Source organism: Nitratireductor sp., from assembly GCF_017794765.1.
Taxonomy (GTDB): domain Bacteria; phylum Pseudomonadota; class Alphaproteobacteria; order Rhizobiales; family Rhizobiaceae; genus Nitratireductor.
Genome location: NZ_CP051236.1, coordinates 960,525 through 976,579, shown reverse-complemented (window position 1 = coordinate 976,579; position 16,055 = coordinate 960,525). Strand labels below are relative to the sequence as shown.

The following is a 16,055-nucleotide window of genomic DNA, read 5'->3' as shown; positions in this document are numbered from 1 at the left end:
TCAAAACCGGAATGCAACCGGGGCTGGTTATAGTCCTCCCTGACAACGCACACTTCAGGGGCCAGTTATGGACGATCAGACAAAAGGCAAAGCGTGCCGCGCGCCGAACCGGCGCCGCGTGCTGGGCCGGTTCATCAAGAACCAGGAGGGCGTGGCGGCCATCGAGGTCGCCTTTCTCGGTCTTCCGTTCTTCTTTCTGATCTTTGTGATTCTGGAGGCCTGCATCGGCTTTGCGGCACAACAACTGCTTGCGAACGCAACGGACGACGTTGCGCGATTATTCCGTACCGGACAGGTGCGCAGCAGTGAATTGAACGAGACGAAGCTGCGCGATCTGCTATGCGACCGCATGTCCATACTAATGTCGGAGACCTGTCCCGGCCTTGAGGTCGATCTGCGGCAGTTCGACACTTTCGAAGACGCGGCCAAGTCGAGCCTCGGCTTCAATGACGACGGAAGTATCGATACGAAAACCGATCTGGGCCCCGCACTGACGAAGAACATGATGCGTGTTTACTACCGCTGGCCGGTGCTCACAAACCTGCTGGCGGACCGGCTTCCTGACGGCAAGCTTCTGCTTTTCTCATCAAACACCTGGCAAAACGAGCCGTTCTAACTGTTGGCAATAGGTCGTTGGGGGACCAGGCAATGACAATCGATCAAAACAAACCGACCGCCGTGAAAGCCGGCTTCTTGTCCACTCTAGGGGACTTTGCGCGCAACAGGCGGGGCGTGGCTGCGATCGAGTTCGCCATCATCGCGCCCATCCTTTTTGCGATGTACTTTCTGACTTTGGAGTTCGGTCAGGCGATCGACGTCAACAAGAAGCTCAGTCGTGCTGCCAACATGGCAGGTGACCTTGTAGCGCAGCAGCCTTCGATCACCGCGAGTGAGGTCGATGCCGTCATGAAGATCGGCAGCGCCATCATGAAGCCCTACAATCGGTCGATGCCGACGATGACACTTACCGCGATCGAGGTTACGGACGAGACAACTCCGAAGATCAAGGTGGTCTGGTCGCGCGAGTTGAAAAATGGGACGGCTTCCCCCGGCCTTCCCAAAGGCAGCACCACCACGCTGCCCGCCGAACTGAACATCAAAGGGGCGTTCTATATCCGCGCCACCGCAGCGCTCGGCTACAAGCCCATTCTTACCTGGTCGAAGGATGGCGCTAAATCCACCGGCCTTACGGCCATGGCGGGCCTTGACAATCTGCAGATGAGCGAACGGTTCTACCTGCGCCCGCGCATGAGCAGCACCATCCCCTGCGACGATTGCTGACAGGCTACGAGGCCGCGCACAGGCTCAAAGCCCGACCCAGGGGCAATCCAGCACGCCTTCTATCCGAAGAATGCATACGGAACGTTCTTTCTCCCGGTTTGTCCGCATCTATGGTGAGATCGGGTGATTCCACCGCATCGTAAAATGCTCTATGTCTTTGGCGAAGGGTAGCAACGGTGATTGGATATGGTGCGCGCATTCCTTTTCGTAAGGGAATTTTTCGGCGAAAGACTTTCCCCGGACGACCGGAAAGGCCTCGACGGTAAACCGATAGCCGCTCGCCGGCCCAGCTCGGTTTCCCATATCCGGGAGCATCTGCCCGTTCCCGCCCTGCCCCATGGCAAACCTTTCCCTAGTGAGCATTCCCGACATGCCTGAACTGCCCGAGGTCGAAACCGTCCGCCGAGGACTGCAGCCGATCATGGAGGGAGCGCAGATCGATTCCATGGAGTTGCGGCGTCCGGATCTGCGGTTCCCTTTTCCCAGAGGGTTCGCCGAACGGCTTCGCGGACAGGAGATCATCGCGCTTGGCCGGCGCGCAAAGTACCTCCTCATCCATCTGGAAACCTCCGAGGTGGTGTTGTGCCATCTGGGAATGTCAGGCTCATTTCGTGTTGATGAGGATGACAGCACGGAACACACCCCTGGCGAGTTTCATCACCCGCGCTCCAAAGCGGAGAAGCACGATCATGCGGTCTTTCACCTGACGGCGGGCGACGGGCGCAGTCTTCGCGTCGTCTACAATGATCCGCGTCGGTTCGGTTTCATGCTTCTGCATGACGAGGGGCCTCTGGACAGCCATCCACTTTTGGCCACACTCGGCATCGAACCAACTGGAAACACTCTCGACGGTGAGTTGCTCGCCGAGCGTCTGCGTGGGAAGCGAGCGCCTCTGAAGGCCGTTTTGCTGGATCAGAGGGTGATCGCCGGGCTTGGCAACATCTATGTTTGCGAAGCGTTGTGGCGCGCAGGGCTCTCACCGAAGCGCAGCGCCGACACGATCGTTGCCCGGCGCGGACCGTCCGAACGATGCGAACGACTGGCGGTCTCGATCCGAGCCGTTATCGCCGAGGCAATCGCGGCAGGCGGGTCATCACTGCGGGACTACGTGAGAGCGGACGGGTCTCTGGGCTATTTCCAGCATTCCTTCAAGGTATACGGCCGCGAGGGACAATCATGCGCTCATGATGAATGCGACGGCACCGTTCGCCGCATTGTGCAGAGCGGGCGGTCGACCTTTTATTGTCCGACCTGCCAGCGTTAGCAATTCACGAACAACGGAGAGGAATTCAGATCATGGCATATGAGACGATTCTGGTTGAAACGCGGGAACGCGTCGGGCTGATCACGCTGAACCGGCCGAAGGCGCTGAACGCGCTCAATTCCAAGGTCCTTGACGAGGTGGTCACTGCACTGGCGGCTTTCGACGAGAACCCCCGGATCGGCGCCATCGTCATCACCGGGTCGGAAAAAGCTTTCGCTGCCGGCGCCGACATCAAGGAAATGGCATCAAAATCCTATGTTGACGCCTATATGGAAGACCTCTTCGCAGGATGGGAGGGTCTGACACGCGTGCGCAAGCCGATCATCGCCGCAGTTGCGGGATATGCGCTCGGCGGAGGCTGCGAGCTGGCGATGATGTGCGACTTCATCATTGCCGCAGAGAACGCGAAATTCGGCCAGCCCGAGATCACGCTTGGAGTTATGCCGGGTATGGGGGGGTCGCAGCGTTTGACCCGCTTCGTGGGCAAGTCGAAAGCCATGGACATGTGCCTGACGGGCCGCTTCATGGAGGCAGAGGAAGCCGAACGTTCCGGCCTGGTCTCAAGGGTGGTGCCCCCCGGAGAACTGATTGAGGAAGCCCTGAAGGCAGCGGAAACCATCGCCGGGTTCTCTCTACCGGCAGTGATGATGACCAAGGAGGCTGTGAACCGCTCCTACGAAACCACTCTCGCCGAGGGTCTGCGTTTCGAGCGGCGGGTGTTCCATGCAATGTTCGCGCTGGACGATCAGAAGGAAGGCATGGCGGCATTTACAGAGAAACGCTCCGCCAATTTCAAAAATCGGTGACGGCCCTGGAGGGAAGCAGACGGATAGACGCCAATAGGCGTTGACGTTGTCCGAAAGCTCCACTATAAGCCGCCACGACTGTGGTGGCCCTGCGGCTGCCCTTTTTGTTTTGCGCCCGCGAGGCATTTATCGCGGCAGGATCTGTAGAGACAAGAGAGGAAACATGGCCAACACGACTTCGGCCAAGAAGGCGGTGCGCAAGATTGCTCGCCGCACTGCGGTTAACAAGAACCGTCGCTCGCGTGTGCGCAGCTTCGTTCGCAAGGTCGAAGAAGCTCTGGCCTCCGGCGACAAGGAAGCAGCGGAGAGCGCGTTCAAGGCAGCTCAGCCAGAGCTGATGCGCGCCGCCGGCAAGGGCGTGCTGCATCGCAACACGGCATCCCGCAAGGTCTCGCGCCTTGCCCAGCGCGTAAAGGCGCTTGGCGCGTAATACGCCTCACCAGACGTTTCGAAGAACCCGGCCATACAGCCGGGTTTTTCTTTGCCCTTCAGAAGGCCGGCTGGCGACAACCCTGTGTTGTTGCAGGGCGGCCTTTTTTGATGTGCGACCGTAAGTGTTTGAGAATCGTATTATTTTCGTCACATAAGCAGGGCGTTAATTAGTACACCGATCGATATTCCTTATATTTTTCATGTAGTTACAAATGTTTATCCACAGGTTGCTCATGTCACGGTCGACGCCGAAAGCACGCGGAAATGTCAAGCGTTTTTTTATGATTTTTTTTCGATGCGCACATGAAGTGCGTTTATCTGGAAAAGGCTTTTGAATCCAAAAGGCTTATCCAGCCGCCCCGTTGGCGATACCGATTTTTGAATTTCGCACAAGACCAGATTCGAGAAAAAAGCGGCAGCCTTGCCCTTGCCCTTTCCACAAGGATTTCGGTAATGTCAGGCCATCGAGAGGGCAGGAAAAAGCCCGGCGACTTAAGCCCAAATCGGCACTCATTGCGACGCGGTTTTCTCTTCCGCGCGGGGTTTTCGTGCGCTCTCGAAGGAGCCTCGCCAGCTCGTTTGTCGGGGACCCAGTGGAGGCGCGTTCGCGCCGAAGTCAGACGAGCAAGAGCGGCATCGTCGCCGGAAAAGAAAAGCAACCGGTGATTGAAATATTGTATTTCAACAGCGACCTTAGCGCTGTAGAGAGCGAAGGAGATTTTTTAGGCAGAGGCCAGGCGGACATACAATCATCATAAAAAAACGGATCGGGTAGGGGTAAATCGCCTGAAGGCGCGGACCCATCCGTAAAAACACCACTCAAAACGACAGGGACACGAGGAATGCAAAGCGGCGCGGAAAGGGAAACGACGGGGGGATTTTCTTTTCAGGAGCAAATGTCTCAGCAGGAAGGCAAAGAGACAGCAGAGACGAAAAAGAACGACAGCAAGGCGGGGCCATCCGATGCAATCTTCGAGCGCGTGAAAACGCAGCTGCGTGCGCGTCTGGGAAGCGAGGTCTACTCCAGCTGGTTCGGCCGCATGAAGCTAATGGAAGCATCCAAGGGCTGTGTCCGGATTTCTGTTCCTACGGCATTTCTGCGCTCCTGGATCAACGGTCACTATCTCGACCTCATTACCGAGCTGTGGAAGCAGGAAGCGCCCGACACCCTGAAAGTGGAGATCGTGGTGCGGACCGCTACACGCAATGTGCGGACCACACAGGAAAGCAAGTCGGCAGCTGCTCGCAAGGTGACGAGCCGGCCGCAAACGGCGCTCGCTTCCGGCACACTCGCCGGCAACCCATCTGCTCGTGCAAATCCGGCAAAAATGCCCGAGACGGACGGGCGTTCGAACATTCTGGGCTCGCCGCTCGACAGCCGCTACACGTTCGATTCCCTGATTGAAGGGGCATCCAACCGTGTCGCATGCGCCGCAGCACGGACGGTGGCTGAGTCGGATTCCAATGCAATTCGCTTCAATCCGCTTTTTCTTCATGCCTCGGTCGGACTGGGCAAGACGCACATGCTGCAGGCCATTGCTGCGGAGTCGCTGCGCCGCAAGCCACAGGCCCGCGTCGTCTATCTGACTGCAGAGTATTTCATGTGGCGCTTCGCCACGGCGATCCGCGACAACAACGCTCTGACCCTGAAGGAGCAACTGCGCGACATCGACCTCCTCATCATCGATGACATGCAGTTCCTGCAGGGCAAGTCCATCCAGAACGAGTTCTGCCATCTGCTCAACATGTTGCTCGACAGCGCCCGGCAGGTGGTGGTCGCGGCCGATCGCCCGCCTTCAGAACTGGAATCGCTTGAGCCGCGTGTGAAGTCGCGCCTCAATGGAGGCGTTTCGCTTGAGATCGGTGCGCCGGATTTCGCCATGCGGCTATCGATCCTCAAGCAGCGCCTTGCAAGCGCCCAGGCAGAGGATAGCTCGCTCGAAATTCCTGAAGAGATTCTCGTGCATGTGGCGCGCTCGGTGACCGGCAGCGGTCGCGAACTGGAGGGCGCATTCAATCAACTGCTCTTCCGTCATTCCTTCGAGCCGCAGATCACCATAGACCGGATCGACGAGATACTCGGCCATGTCTGCCGCGCCGGAGAACCCAAGCGGGTCCGCATCGAGGACATTCAGCGGATCGTTGCGCGACATTACAACGTGTCCAAGACGGAGCTGCTTTCGAACCGCCGCACACGCACCATCGTCAAGCCACGGCAGGTGGCCATGTATCTTTCAAAGGTCATGACCCCACGCTCCCTGCCGGAGATCGGGCGTCGCTTCGGCGGGCGCGATCACACCACGGTGCTGCATGCGGTGCGCAAGATCGAGGGGCTAACCGATGATGACAGGCAGCTCGCGCAGGAAATCGAGCTGTTGAAACGCCTCATCAGCGATCAGGCCTAAGGCGATCAAGGCTGCGGCATCCCTTGTTGCCAGAACCTCTGAACGCGCGATTTTGAGAGACCGGCGGCAAGTTCGCCGGTCTTTTTGTGTCGCCATCCCGTCCTGCTTCCCATCGGGGCGCCTGTTTTCCCCAAAAACCCGGTGGAACCGGGACGTAACGCCGTGAAAGGCTTGCGTTTCTTGTCGATTTCCTGTCATTTTGACGGAAATCGAAGCCTGTTCACGGCTGTCCTGAACATGCGCCATGTTTGCAGGGCTTTTCTTCATTCAAGTGAGATTGATTGGTCATGCGTGTTATTCTCGAACGCTCCACCCTCCTGAAGTCATTGAACCATGTTCACCGCGTGGTGGAACGCCGCAACACGATTCCGATTCTTTCCAACGTGCTTCTGAGCGCGGACGGCGCCAGCCTGCAGATGAAGGCAACCGACCTTGACCTGGAAGTGACAGAGGCCGCGGGTGCAAGCATCGAACAGGCCGGCGCCACGACCGTACCCGCACACCTGCTTTACGACATCGTGCGCAAGCTGCCCGATGGCGCAGAAGTGATGCTGAAGACCGATGAGGACGGCAACGCCATGTCCGTCGTGGCGGGGCGCTCGAGCTTCCGTCTCCAGTGCCTGCCGCAGTCCGACTTTCCGGAGCTTTCGGCGGGAAATTTCTCCCACATCTTCCGACTCGATTCAGAAGCTCTGAAAGGGCTGATCGAGAAGACCCAGTTCGCAATCTCCACCGAGGAGACGCGCTATTACCTCAACGGCATCTTCCTGCACACGATCGAGGCCGACGGCGAGCTCAAACTGCGCTCCGTAGCAACCGACGGGCACCGTCTTGCCCGCGCCGAAATGGAGGCACCGGCGGGGTCTGAGGGCATGCCCGGCATCATCATTCCGCGCAAGACCGTCGGTGAGCTGCAGAAACTGGTTGACGATCCGGATGTGGCCGTCACCGTCGAGCTTTCCGACACGAAGATCCGGTTCACCATCGGCAGCGTCATCCTGACCTCGAAGCTAATCGATGGCACTTTCCCCGATTATCAGCGTGTCATACCCACCGGCAACGACAAGAAGCTGGTGATTGACCGTCAGACTTTCGCGTCGGCTGTCGACCGCGTGTCGACCATTTCATCGGAACGTGGGCGGGCCGTGAAGCTCAGCATCGCCGAAGGCCAGGTGACACTGACGGTGAACAACCCGGATTCGGGTTCCGCCACCGAAGAGCTCGCTGCCGAATATGAGGCAGATCCGATCGAGATCGGCTTCAATGCCCGCTATCTTCTGGATGTGGCGGCCCAGCTATCGGGCAGTGAGGCGCGCTTTCTGCTGGCTGATGCCGGATCGCCCACCCTCGTGCAAGACGAAGGCGACGAAAGCACACTCTACGTTCTGATGCCGATGCGCGTCTAGAGCGCGCCGCCCTGGCTTTCCCTTGGCCCACCAGACACCCGGCAGACAGGCCGCAGCCCAGGTTCGTGTTACCAGGCTGAGCCTCACCGACTTTCGCAATTACCATTCCCTGGCGCTGGATCTCTCTCCGGGAGCCGTTGTGCTGACCGGCGAAAACGGTGCGGGCAAGACAAACCTGCTCGAGGCGGTTTCCTTTCTGTCACCAGGCCGCGGATTACGGCGCGCCACGCTTGACGACGTGGCGCGCGAAGGCGGGGAAACGGGCTTTGCCATCCATGCAAAACTCGAAGGCCCATTCGGTGAATGCGAGATCGGAACGGGAACTGCCGGCTTGCAGCCGGGCACGGAAACAGGTGGCCGTCGCCTCCGCATCAACGGAGAGAACGCACGCACCGTAGATGCCATGCTCGAATGGGTTCGAGTCCTGTGGCTGACACCGGCCATGGATGCGCTTTTCACGGGGCCTGCAGGCGATCGCCGGCGCTTTCTCGATCGCCTGGTGCTTGCCATCGACCCGGCGCATGGCCGCCGCGCGCTCGACTATGAAAAGGCAATGCGCGCGCGCAACCGGCTGCTTTCGGAAAATTCTCGCGATGGCAGCTGGTTCGAGGCCATTGAAATGCAGATGGCCGAAACCGGAGTGGCGATCGCCGCCGCACGCGCCGAGATGGTGCGCCTCCTCGCAGCCATGAATGATCGACTGCCTGAGAACGGTCCGTTTCCCACCGCCGAGATTGCGCTGGAGGGGACCATCGACGAGGCAATAGCAAAAAATGCAGCCATAGACGTCGAGGAAGGTTTCCGTGCCGTGTTGCGCGATCAGCGACCGCGCGACCGCGCAGCCGGGCGCACGCTAGAGGGTCCGCATCGCAGTGACCTGGTGGTCCGGCATGTACCAAAGGACATGCCGGCTGCGCGCTGCTCTACGGGCGAGCAGAAGGCGCTTCTGGTGGGGCTGATACTGGCCCACGCACGACTGACCGGCGAGCTCTCGGGAAGCGCGCCCATTCTGCTTCTGGACGAGATTTCCGCGCATTTCGACCCAGACCGGCGGGCAGCACTCTTCGCTATCCTCGAAGAGCTCAACTGTCAGGCCTTCATGACAGGCACGGAAGCCAACCTCTTCTCGGCGCTTGAGGGCCGCGCCCAGTTTCTGTCTGTCTCAGGTGGCGCCGTCCACGGACAAGATTGAAAGCCCTCTCGCCAAACCTCACCTTTCCAGGTCGATCGAGCCATATGATTCTTCGGTCGAGTACCAGAATGGCCAAACACCGGGCTCCACATTTCCCACCGATGCTCTAAGGTCGCGCCATGGCCGAGATGACACCCCTCCCCCTTTCCGAGAGCGAACTCGAACGCTATGCCCGCCATATCGTGCTGCCGGAAATCGGTGGAGCAGGGCAACAGAAGCTGAAGAAAGCCCGTGTTCTGGTGATTGGTGCCGGCGGGCTGGGCGCTCCGGTTCTCGCCTATCTTGCTGCCGCTGGCATCGGTACGCTGGGCGTCATCGACGACGATATCGTCTCGCTTTCCAACCTGCAGAGACAGGTGATCCATGATACCGACGGGGTCGGGCTTTCGAAGGTGGAGAGCGCCAGGGCGAGCATTGCGCGCATCAATCCGCATGTGACGGTCGAAACGCACCCGGTCAGGCTCGATGCGGAGAACGCAGCCGGGATCATCAGCGCCTATGATCTGGTGGTAGACGGGTCGGACAATTTCGACACGCGCTACCTGCTGGCCGATACCTGCGAAGTGGTGGAACGACCGCTCGTGACGGCGGCAGTTGGCCGCTTCGACGGGTCGCTCACCGTGCTCAAGCCGTTCGAAACCGATGCCGACGGCAACCTGCTGCCCGGCTACCGGGACCTCTTTCCCGCGCCACCACCAACCGGGCTAGTGCCCAGCTGCGCGGAAGCGGGCATTGTCGGCGCACTGACCGGGGTGATGGGGACGCTCGAAGCCATGGAGGTCATCAAGCTGATCACCGGCATTGGTGAACCGCTCACCGGTCGCCTGCTGCTTTATGATGCGCTGGCGGCCCGCTTTGAAACCGTGAAATACAGGCGGCGCGCTGGCTGAGAGCGTGTTTTTGCCTGCGGCTGACGAGCCTGGTTCGCGCCGCGACCAAGGCGCACGCCGCCCTGTTGCATTGACGGAGTGCGTGGTTCGACAAGCTCACCATTGAGAGATGACAAGGGTGGGAAGAAGGACAGCGTTGACGTCAAAGCACATCAGCGCCGTATCTGAAACGGCCCCTGCCAGACGCAACCATCCCTCATGGTGAGCTTGTCGAACCACGCACAACACAGCTGCCGCCGGATCATGCGTGCCACGCGATCAGCCAACCGATGAGGCAATCATACGTTTCTGGGCAGAACGCGATCCGGTGGCCGGTGGCCGTCGAAGAGGGTGCGGATATTGATGATCACCTTCTCTCCCATGTCGATGCGGCCCTCAATGGTGGCCGATCCCATATGCGGCAGGATGACGATCCTGTTTTTCTGGGCAAGTTTCAGGAGTTTGGGATTAACCGAAGGCTCGTGCTCGAACACGTCGAGCCCTGCGCCTGCGAGTTTGCCTTCCTCTATCAGCCGGATCAGCGCATCCTCGTCCACGACGTCTCCGCGCGCGGTGTTTACAAGGTAGGCACGCGGCTGCATGAGCTCCAGCCGTCGCGCGGACAAGAGATGAAAGGTGGCGGGTGTCGAAGGGCAATTGACGGAGATGATGTCCATGCGGGCAAGCATCTGGTCGAGGCTGTCCCAGTATGTCGCTTCCAGTTCATCTTCGATGGAAGGCGCAACACGCTGACGATTGTGGTAGTGGATCGAGAGACCGAAGGCCTTGGCGCGCCGCGCGACCGCAGTTCCCACGCGGCCCATGCCGACAATGCCGAGACGCTTGCCCCAGATACGGTGGCCCAGCATCCAGGTGGGCGACCATCCGCCCCATTTCTCGCCGCTGCGCAAGAGTTCCGCACCTTCCGTGAGACGCCGCGGCACAGCAAGCATCAGCGCCATGGTCATGTCGGCAGTGTCTTCGTTGAGCACGTTGGGCGTGTTGGTGACGGTGATGCCCTTCCTGGCTGCCGCTGCGACGTCGATATTGTCCACGCCATTGCCGAAATTGGCGATGAGCTTCAATCGCTCGCCGGCCTGGGCGATAAGCGCGGCATCAATGCGATCGGTGATTGTGGGAACAAGAACGTCAGCTTCCTTGACCGCTGCAACGAGTTCGGGCTGCGTCATGCGCTTATCGTCGAGATTGAGACGCGCATCGAAAAGTTCGCGCATACGCGTTTCGACCTGGTCCGGCAGTTTGCGGGTGATAACGACGAGAGGCTTCTTCCTGACGGTCATATGGTCTCCAAAATAACGCCCTGTTGATACCTCTTTAACCAAGATGCACGACACTGCAATGCCGAGCCAGGCTGCCTTCTCTCTATCAAGCGGGGGCCGCCAAGACAAAGAAAAAGGGTGGAAGAGCTCGTTCCGCCAGAACAAGGTTACCGGGAGTTTGTAATGCCGGCCAAGGCGCCATTCCGCTTGCTGTTTGCCACCTTCCTCGCTGCAATGCTGACCGCAATGCCGATTTCCACACAGGCGCAGGCAAACACCGAACAGAATGTGAAGGTGGGCCCGAGCGGCCTTCCATTGCCGCGTTTCGTCAGCCTGAAATCAAGCCGCGTGAACATGCGCATCGGCCCGGGGCTCAACTACGCCGTCAACTGGATGTATCTGAAATCCGGTCTGCCGATGGAGATCATTCAGGAGTATGATAACTGGCGGCGGGTACGCGATGCCGAAGGGGCAGAAGGCTGGATCAACCAGGCCCTTCTTTCCGGGCGGCGTACCGGGATCGCGGCTCCATGGTTCAAGGGCAAAGAGGCCGACATCGAACTCAAAGCCGATCCCCGCGAGGATGCCCGCCTTGTCGCTCGTGTCGAGCCCGGTGCCATCGGCTCGATCAAGGCCTGCAATGGAGACTGGTGCGAAATGGAGTTTGCAGGCCATTCCGGCTGGGTAGACCAATCGCTCATCTGGGGCGCATATCCGGGCGAGACCGTGAAGGACTAGCGGCGAAACCCGTTTCAGTGGCGCTTGCGGCGCAACCTCACCACGATATCCACATTGGCGATTTCCGTGCCCTCTGGCGGTTCCGGAAGGTGGCGAACCTCGACTTGGCCTGAGGGGATATCAAACACCGTTTCATCGTCTTCATAAAAGAAGTGATGATGATCCGAGACATTGGTGTCGAAATAGGTGCGCGCGCCCTCTACCTGAACGATGCGCAACATGCCGGCCTCAGTGAATTGATGCAGCGTGTTGTAAACGGTGGCAAGCGAGACAGAGAAGCCCGCATTCTGAGCTTCCTCGTGCAGTGCTTCAGCGGAGACGTGACGATCACCGGCAGCGAACAGAAGATCGGCCAGAGCCACACGCTGGCGCGTGGGACGCAGGCCCGCATTCCTCAATCGCTCTTCGAGCGAAATGTTCTGCGCTTCATTAGAGATCGACAATGAATCCGTCCGTCTTTCCTGTTGCCCGAATCCCGACCCACGGCGGGACTCTCGCTGCAGTCGTTCCTTCCTGACATATATTCGCTCCATTCAAAGCGATCAATAGCGCCGGTTTTCGGCAGCAGATTTCCGGGGGCAGCCAAAAGAGGCAGCGCAAATTCCCACAACTGCGGTTTCCAGCAAGAAACAAGCTGTGATAGGGAGTTCGAACAATGAAAAGTACGGCTCCGGAGCAATCCGGACCTCCGACGGGATGGCGATTGATGGCGCAAACGAAAAACAGCTACGATTACGAAGACCTTCTGGCCTGCGCGCAGGGTGAGCTTTTCGGCCCCGGCAATGCGCAGTTGCCCGCTCCACCCATGCTGATGTTCGATCGCATCACCGATATTCAGGAAGAAGGCGGTGAGTTCGGCAAAGGTTATGTTCGTGCCGAATTCGCGATCAAGCCTGACCACTGGTTCTTTCCCTGCCATTTCCCCGGCAACCCGATCATGCCGGGCTGCCTCGGCCTTGATGCCCTCTGGCAGTTGACCGGCTTCTACCTTGGCTGGCTCGGCCTTCCCGGAAAAGGCATGGCGCTTTCGACCGGGGAAGTGAAGTTCAAGGGTATGGTGACGCCGGAGACGAAGGTTGTCGAATACGGCGTAGACTTCAAGCGCGTCATGAAGGGCCGCCTCGTTCTAGGCACGGCCGATGGCTGGCTGAAGGCTGACGGAGAGCAGATTTACACTGCCACGGACCTCCGTGTCGGGCTGGCCAAGCAGGAAGCCTGAGTTTCAACCAATTGACTGGCGGCCGCCTGAGGTGGCCCAAGGAGAGCATCATGAGACGCGTCGTCGTTACCGGCCTCGGCATCGTTTCCTCGATTGGCAATAACGCGAAGGAGGTCACCGCCTCACTGCGTGAAGCGAAATCGGGCATTTCGTTTTCGGAAGATTTCGCCGAGCATGGTTTTCGTTGTCAGGTCTGGGGCGCACCAACGCTCGATCCCGCAGAAGTCGTGGACCGTCGCGCCATGCGCTTCCTTTCAAAGGGGGGGGCGTGGAACCATGTGGCCATGGAGCAGGCGATCGCCGACTCCGGCCTCGAGGAAGGCGACATCACCAACGAGCGCACCGGCATCATCATGGGTTCCGGCGGCCCCTCCACCCGCACCATCTTTGAAGCGGCGCAGACGACCATCGAAAAGGGCTCGCCCAAGCGCATCGGACCGTTCGCCGTGCCGAAGGCCATGTCTTCCACGGCTTCGGCGACGCTCGCCACCTGGTTCAAGATCCACGGCGTGAACTACTCAATCTCGTCGGCCTGCTCGACTTCCGCACACTGCATCGGCAATGCGGCGGAGATGATCCAGTGGGGCAAGCAGGACATCATGTTCGCCGGCGGCCATGAGGATCTCGACTGGACCATGTCGAACCTCTTCGACGCCATGGGCGCGATGTCTTCCAAGCACAACGACACGCCGGCCACCGCCTCGCGCGCCTATGACGCGACACGTGACGGCTTCGTCATCGCCGGCGGCGCTGGCGTTCTGGTTCTGGAAGAGCTGGAGCATGCCAAGGCGCGCGGCGCGAAGATCTATGCCGAGCTGACCGGCTATGGCGCTACCTCCGACGGTTTCGACATGGTGGCTCCCTCGGGCGAAGGCGCTGTGCGCTGCATGAAGCAGGCGCTCTCCACAGTGACCGGCGATGTCGACTACATCAACACACACGGAACGGCGACGCCGGTGGGCGATTCCCGCGAAATCGACGCCATCCGGCAGGTATTCGGCGATAAAATGCCGCACATCGCTTCAACCAAGTCGCTGACTGGCCACTCGCTTGGCGGTGCAGGCGCGCAGGAATCGATCTATTCGATCCTGATGATGCAGGAAGGCTTCATCGGCGAAAGCGCCCATATCACAGAGCTCGATCCCGAGTTCGAGGGCGCGCCGATCGTTCGCAGCCGGATCGACAATGCAAAGATCGATACGGTGCTTTCCAACTCCTTCGGCTTCGGCGGCACCAACGCCACGCTCGTTTTCCAGCGTTACGCAGGGTGAAATAGGGTCCATGGACGGTTTGATGAAAGGGAAGCGCGGCCTCATCATGGGGGTCGCCAACGATCACTCGATTGCCTGGGGCATTGCCAAAAAGCTTTCCGAGCACGGCGCAGAGCTGGCATTCACCTATCAGGGCGATGCTTTTGGCCGCCGCGTGAAGCCGCTGGCCGAGAAGGTGAACTCCAAACTGCTCTTCCCGTGCGACGTGGAAGACAGCAGTTCCATCAATTCCGTCTTCGATGGGCTGAAGGAAGAGTGGGGTTCACTCGACTTCATCGTTCACGCGATCGGCTTTTCCGACCGCAATGAGCTGAAGGGCCTTTATGCCAACACCACGCGCGAGAACTTCGTGCGCACCATGGTGATCTCCTGCTACTCCTTCACGGAGGTTGCCCGCAAGGCGGCGGAGCTGATGGAAAATGGCGGGCAGATGCTGACGCTGACCTATGCCGGTTCCACCCGCGTCATGCCCAACTACAACGTGATGGGCGTGGCCAAGGCTGGCCTTGAGGCAAGCGTGCGCTATCTGGCGAGCGATTACGGTCCGCGTAACATCCGCGTCAACGCGATTTCAGCCGGCCCCGTGCGCACGCTCGCCGGCGCGGGCATCTCCGATGCGCGCTACATGTTCTCCTATCAGCAGCGTAATGCTCCGCTGCGGCGCACCGTGGTGATCGACGAAATCGGCGGCTCCGCGCTGTATCTGCTTTCGGATCTGTCGTCCGGCGTGACCGGCGAGATCCACTATGTGGATTCGGGCTACAACACGGTTTCCATGCCCACCATGGAAGAGCTGAAGCGCCTGAGCGCTGCAACCGGCGACGACTGAGATCGATCAGATGGGCCCCGCTACTTCCGGGCCCATAGAACCTTGAACACTTTGTCGCGGCGCAGCTCACCCTGTGCCGCGAAATGCTTTTCAAGGCTCTCTTCATAGGGGAGCTGCCTGTTGGCAACAAGGAAGAGCCGCCCGCGTGGCTTGAGCGCCTTTGCCGCCGCTGCGATCATGCCATGCCCCATATCCGGCTCCGCAGCGCGGCTGCGATGGAATGGCGGGTTCATCAGGATCACGTCATAGCGCTCGTTCACCGGCTCCCCCAAAAGATCATGCCAGAAGAAGCGCGCCGGCATCTGCGGTGCTCTGGCGGCCATGTTGCGCCGGGCCGCCTCCAGCGAGGCGTGATGCGCCTCGTAAAGATCGATGCTCTTCACGCCCGTTACACGCTCGGAAGCTGCTACAGAAAGATAGCCCCAGCCGGCGGCAAAATCGGCAAGCGCGCCCGATAGATTGTCCGGCAGGCACTCGACCAGCAAAGCCGAGCCCGGGTCGATGCCATCATCGGAGAAGCCACCGGCTGCGGTGGTATAGCCGTCCGTCCTACTTTCCCAAGCTTCGAGTACACCAAGAACTGTGTCCACGGTATCCGGGCGGCGCAGCCACAATACGACACCGTGATATTTCGAAGCATGATCCTCGAGGTCAATCAGGTTGCCCACGCGCTTGCGCACGCTGCCGCCACCGTCCTTCTTGGTGCAGGCGGCCACAATGCAGGCGCCCGGTCGGGTTCGCTTCAGCGCTTCGGCCAGCCTCTGCTCGTTCTCACGCCGGTGCCTGCCAAGCAGCACGAGCGCCATGTCGTAGCCCTTTCCTTCCGCCTCGGGAAGGACCGGGACGCCTGCCCTCTGGAGAGCAAGAAAGTCGGGTCGATAGCCCTGGACGGCTGTCATGTCACCGGCAAAATCGGAAGGAAGATGCAACGCTCCCGGCGCGCCGAGGAAAAGCACACGCTCCCCCTCGCCCGGCGGATCGATGAGCCCGCGCTCGAAGGGGAAGAGGAGTGTGGGTAGCGGCGTGTCGTTCATGTCGGGTTCCGGATGTGAAAACGGGCGCG

16 protein-coding genes are annotated in these 16,055 nt (G+C 59.8%); 13 read left to right on the top strand and 3 right to left on the bottom strand.

The window, feature by feature from the left end; translation table 11 throughout:
* The first annotated feature begins 67 nt into the window (after positions 1-67).
* The 9 genes from HF949_RS04710 (at position 68) to HF949_RS04670 (ending at position 9,676) form a co-directional block, all read left to right on the top strand.
* On the top strand, positions 68-616 hold the full coding sequence (locus HF949_RS04710; RefSeq protein ID WP_292898572.1) for a TadE/TadG family type IV pilus assembly protein: 549 nt from the start codon (positions 68-70) through the stop codon (positions 614-616).
* Positions 617-648: 32 nt separating this feature from the next.
* Entirely contained in the window at positions 649-1,281 is a 633-nt protein-coding gene (locus HF949_RS04705; protein WP_292898570.1) for a TadE/TadG family type IV pilus assembly protein, read from the top strand.
* 370 nt (positions 1,282-1,651) lie between these two features.
* On the top strand, positions 1,652-2,545 hold the full coding sequence (mutM, locus tag HF949_RS04700) for a bifunctional DNA-formamidopyrimidine glycosylase/DNA-(apurinic or apyrimidinic site) lyase (protein WP_292898568.1): 894 nt from the start codon (positions 1,652-1,654) through the stop codon (positions 2,543-2,545).
* A 32-nt stretch (positions 2,546-2,577) separates the two neighbouring features.
* Positions 2,578-3,351, top strand: coding sequence for an enoyl-CoA hydratase (locus HF949_RS04695; protein WP_292898566.1), 774 nt, complete (start codon positions 2,578-2,580; stop codon positions 3,349-3,351).
* A 163-nt stretch (positions 3,352-3,514) separates the two neighbouring features.
* Positions 3,515-3,781 (top strand): 30S ribosomal protein S20, encoded by a 267-nt coding sequence (gene rpsT, locus HF949_RS04690; RefSeq protein WP_292898564.1) that lies wholly within the window; start codon positions 3,515-3,517, stop codon positions 3,779-3,781.
* Positions 3,782-4,751: 970 nt separating this feature from the next.
* On the top strand, positions 4,752-6,188 hold the full coding sequence (gene dnaA / locus HF949_RS04685; protein ID WP_441338400.1) for a chromosomal replication initiator protein DnaA: 1,437 nt from the start codon (positions 4,752-4,754) through the stop codon (positions 6,186-6,188).
* 287 nt (positions 6,189-6,475) lie between these two features.
* Entirely contained in the window at positions 6,476-7,594 is a 1,119-nt protein-coding gene (dnaN, locus tag HF949_RS04680; protein ID WP_292898560.1) for a DNA polymerase III subunit beta, read from the top strand.
* Positions 7,595-7,616: 22 nt separating this feature from the next.
* Complete coding sequence (gene recF / locus HF949_RS04675; RefSeq protein WP_292898558.1) at positions 7,617-8,786, top strand: DNA replication/repair protein RecF; 1,170 nt, start codon at positions 7,617-7,619, stop codon at positions 8,784-8,786.
* A gap of 119 nt (positions 8,787-8,905) precedes the next feature.
* Positions 8,906-9,676, top strand: coding sequence for a molybdopterin-synthase adenylyltransferase MoeB (locus HF949_RS04670; protein WP_292898556.1), 771 nt, complete (start codon positions 8,906-8,908; stop codon positions 9,674-9,676).
* A gap of 278 nt (positions 9,677-9,954) precedes the next feature.
* Here HF949_RS04670 and HF949_RS04665 read toward each other — a convergent pair whose 3' ends face one another.
* Positions 9,955-10,956, bottom strand: coding sequence for a 2-hydroxyacid dehydrogenase (locus tag HF949_RS04665; RefSeq protein WP_292898555.1), 1,002 nt, complete (start codon positions 10,954-10,956; stop codon positions 9,955-9,957).
* 162 nt (positions 10,957-11,118) lie between these two features.
* On the opposite strand from HF949_RS04665, the gene HF949_RS04660 reads away from it, so the two are divergent.
* Positions 11,119-11,673: an SH3 domain-containing protein gene (locus tag HF949_RS04660; RefSeq protein WP_292898553.1), complete on the top strand. Its 555-nt coding sequence runs from the start codon at positions 11,119-11,121 to the stop codon at positions 11,671-11,673.
* A gap of 14 nt (positions 11,674-11,687) precedes the next feature.
* On the opposite strand, the gene irrA is transcribed toward HF949_RS04660, so the two are convergent.
* Positions 11,688-12,116: an iron response transcriptional regulator IrrA gene (irrA, locus tag HF949_RS04655; protein WP_292898551.1), complete on the bottom strand. Its 429-nt coding sequence runs from the start codon at positions 12,114-12,116 to the stop codon at positions 11,688-11,690.
* 263 nt (positions 12,117-12,379) lie between these two features.
* Between irrA and fabA the strand changes: the two genes are divergently transcribed.
* From fabA to fabI, 3 genes are read left to right on the top strand one after another with little or no spacing between them, the layout of a single operon-like run.
* Entirely contained in the window at positions 12,380-12,892 is a 513-nt protein-coding gene (gene fabA / locus HF949_RS04650; RefSeq protein WP_292898549.1) for a 3-hydroxyacyl-[acyl-carrier-protein] dehydratase FabA, read from the top strand.
* A gap of 50 nt (positions 12,893-12,942) precedes the next feature.
* Positions 12,943-14,163: a beta-ketoacyl-ACP synthase I gene (fabB, locus tag HF949_RS04645; protein WP_292898547.1), complete on the top strand. Its 1,221-nt coding sequence runs from the start codon at positions 12,943-12,945 to the stop codon at positions 14,161-14,163.
* Positions 14,164-14,173: 10 nt separating this feature from the next.
* Entirely contained in the window at positions 14,174-14,992 is an 819-nt protein-coding gene (gene fabI, locus HF949_RS04640; protein WP_292898546.1) for an enoyl-ACP reductase FabI, read from the top strand.
* 20 nt (positions 14,993-15,012) lie between these two features.
* On the opposite strand, the gene HF949_RS04635 is transcribed toward fabI, so the two are convergent.
* Positions 15,013-16,026, bottom strand: a complete 1,014-nt coding sequence (locus HF949_RS04635) for a class I SAM-dependent methyltransferase (RefSeq protein WP_292898544.1) — start codon at positions 16,024-16,026, stop codon at positions 15,013-15,015.
* Between the last annotated feature and the right edge of the window lie 29 nt (positions 16,027-16,055).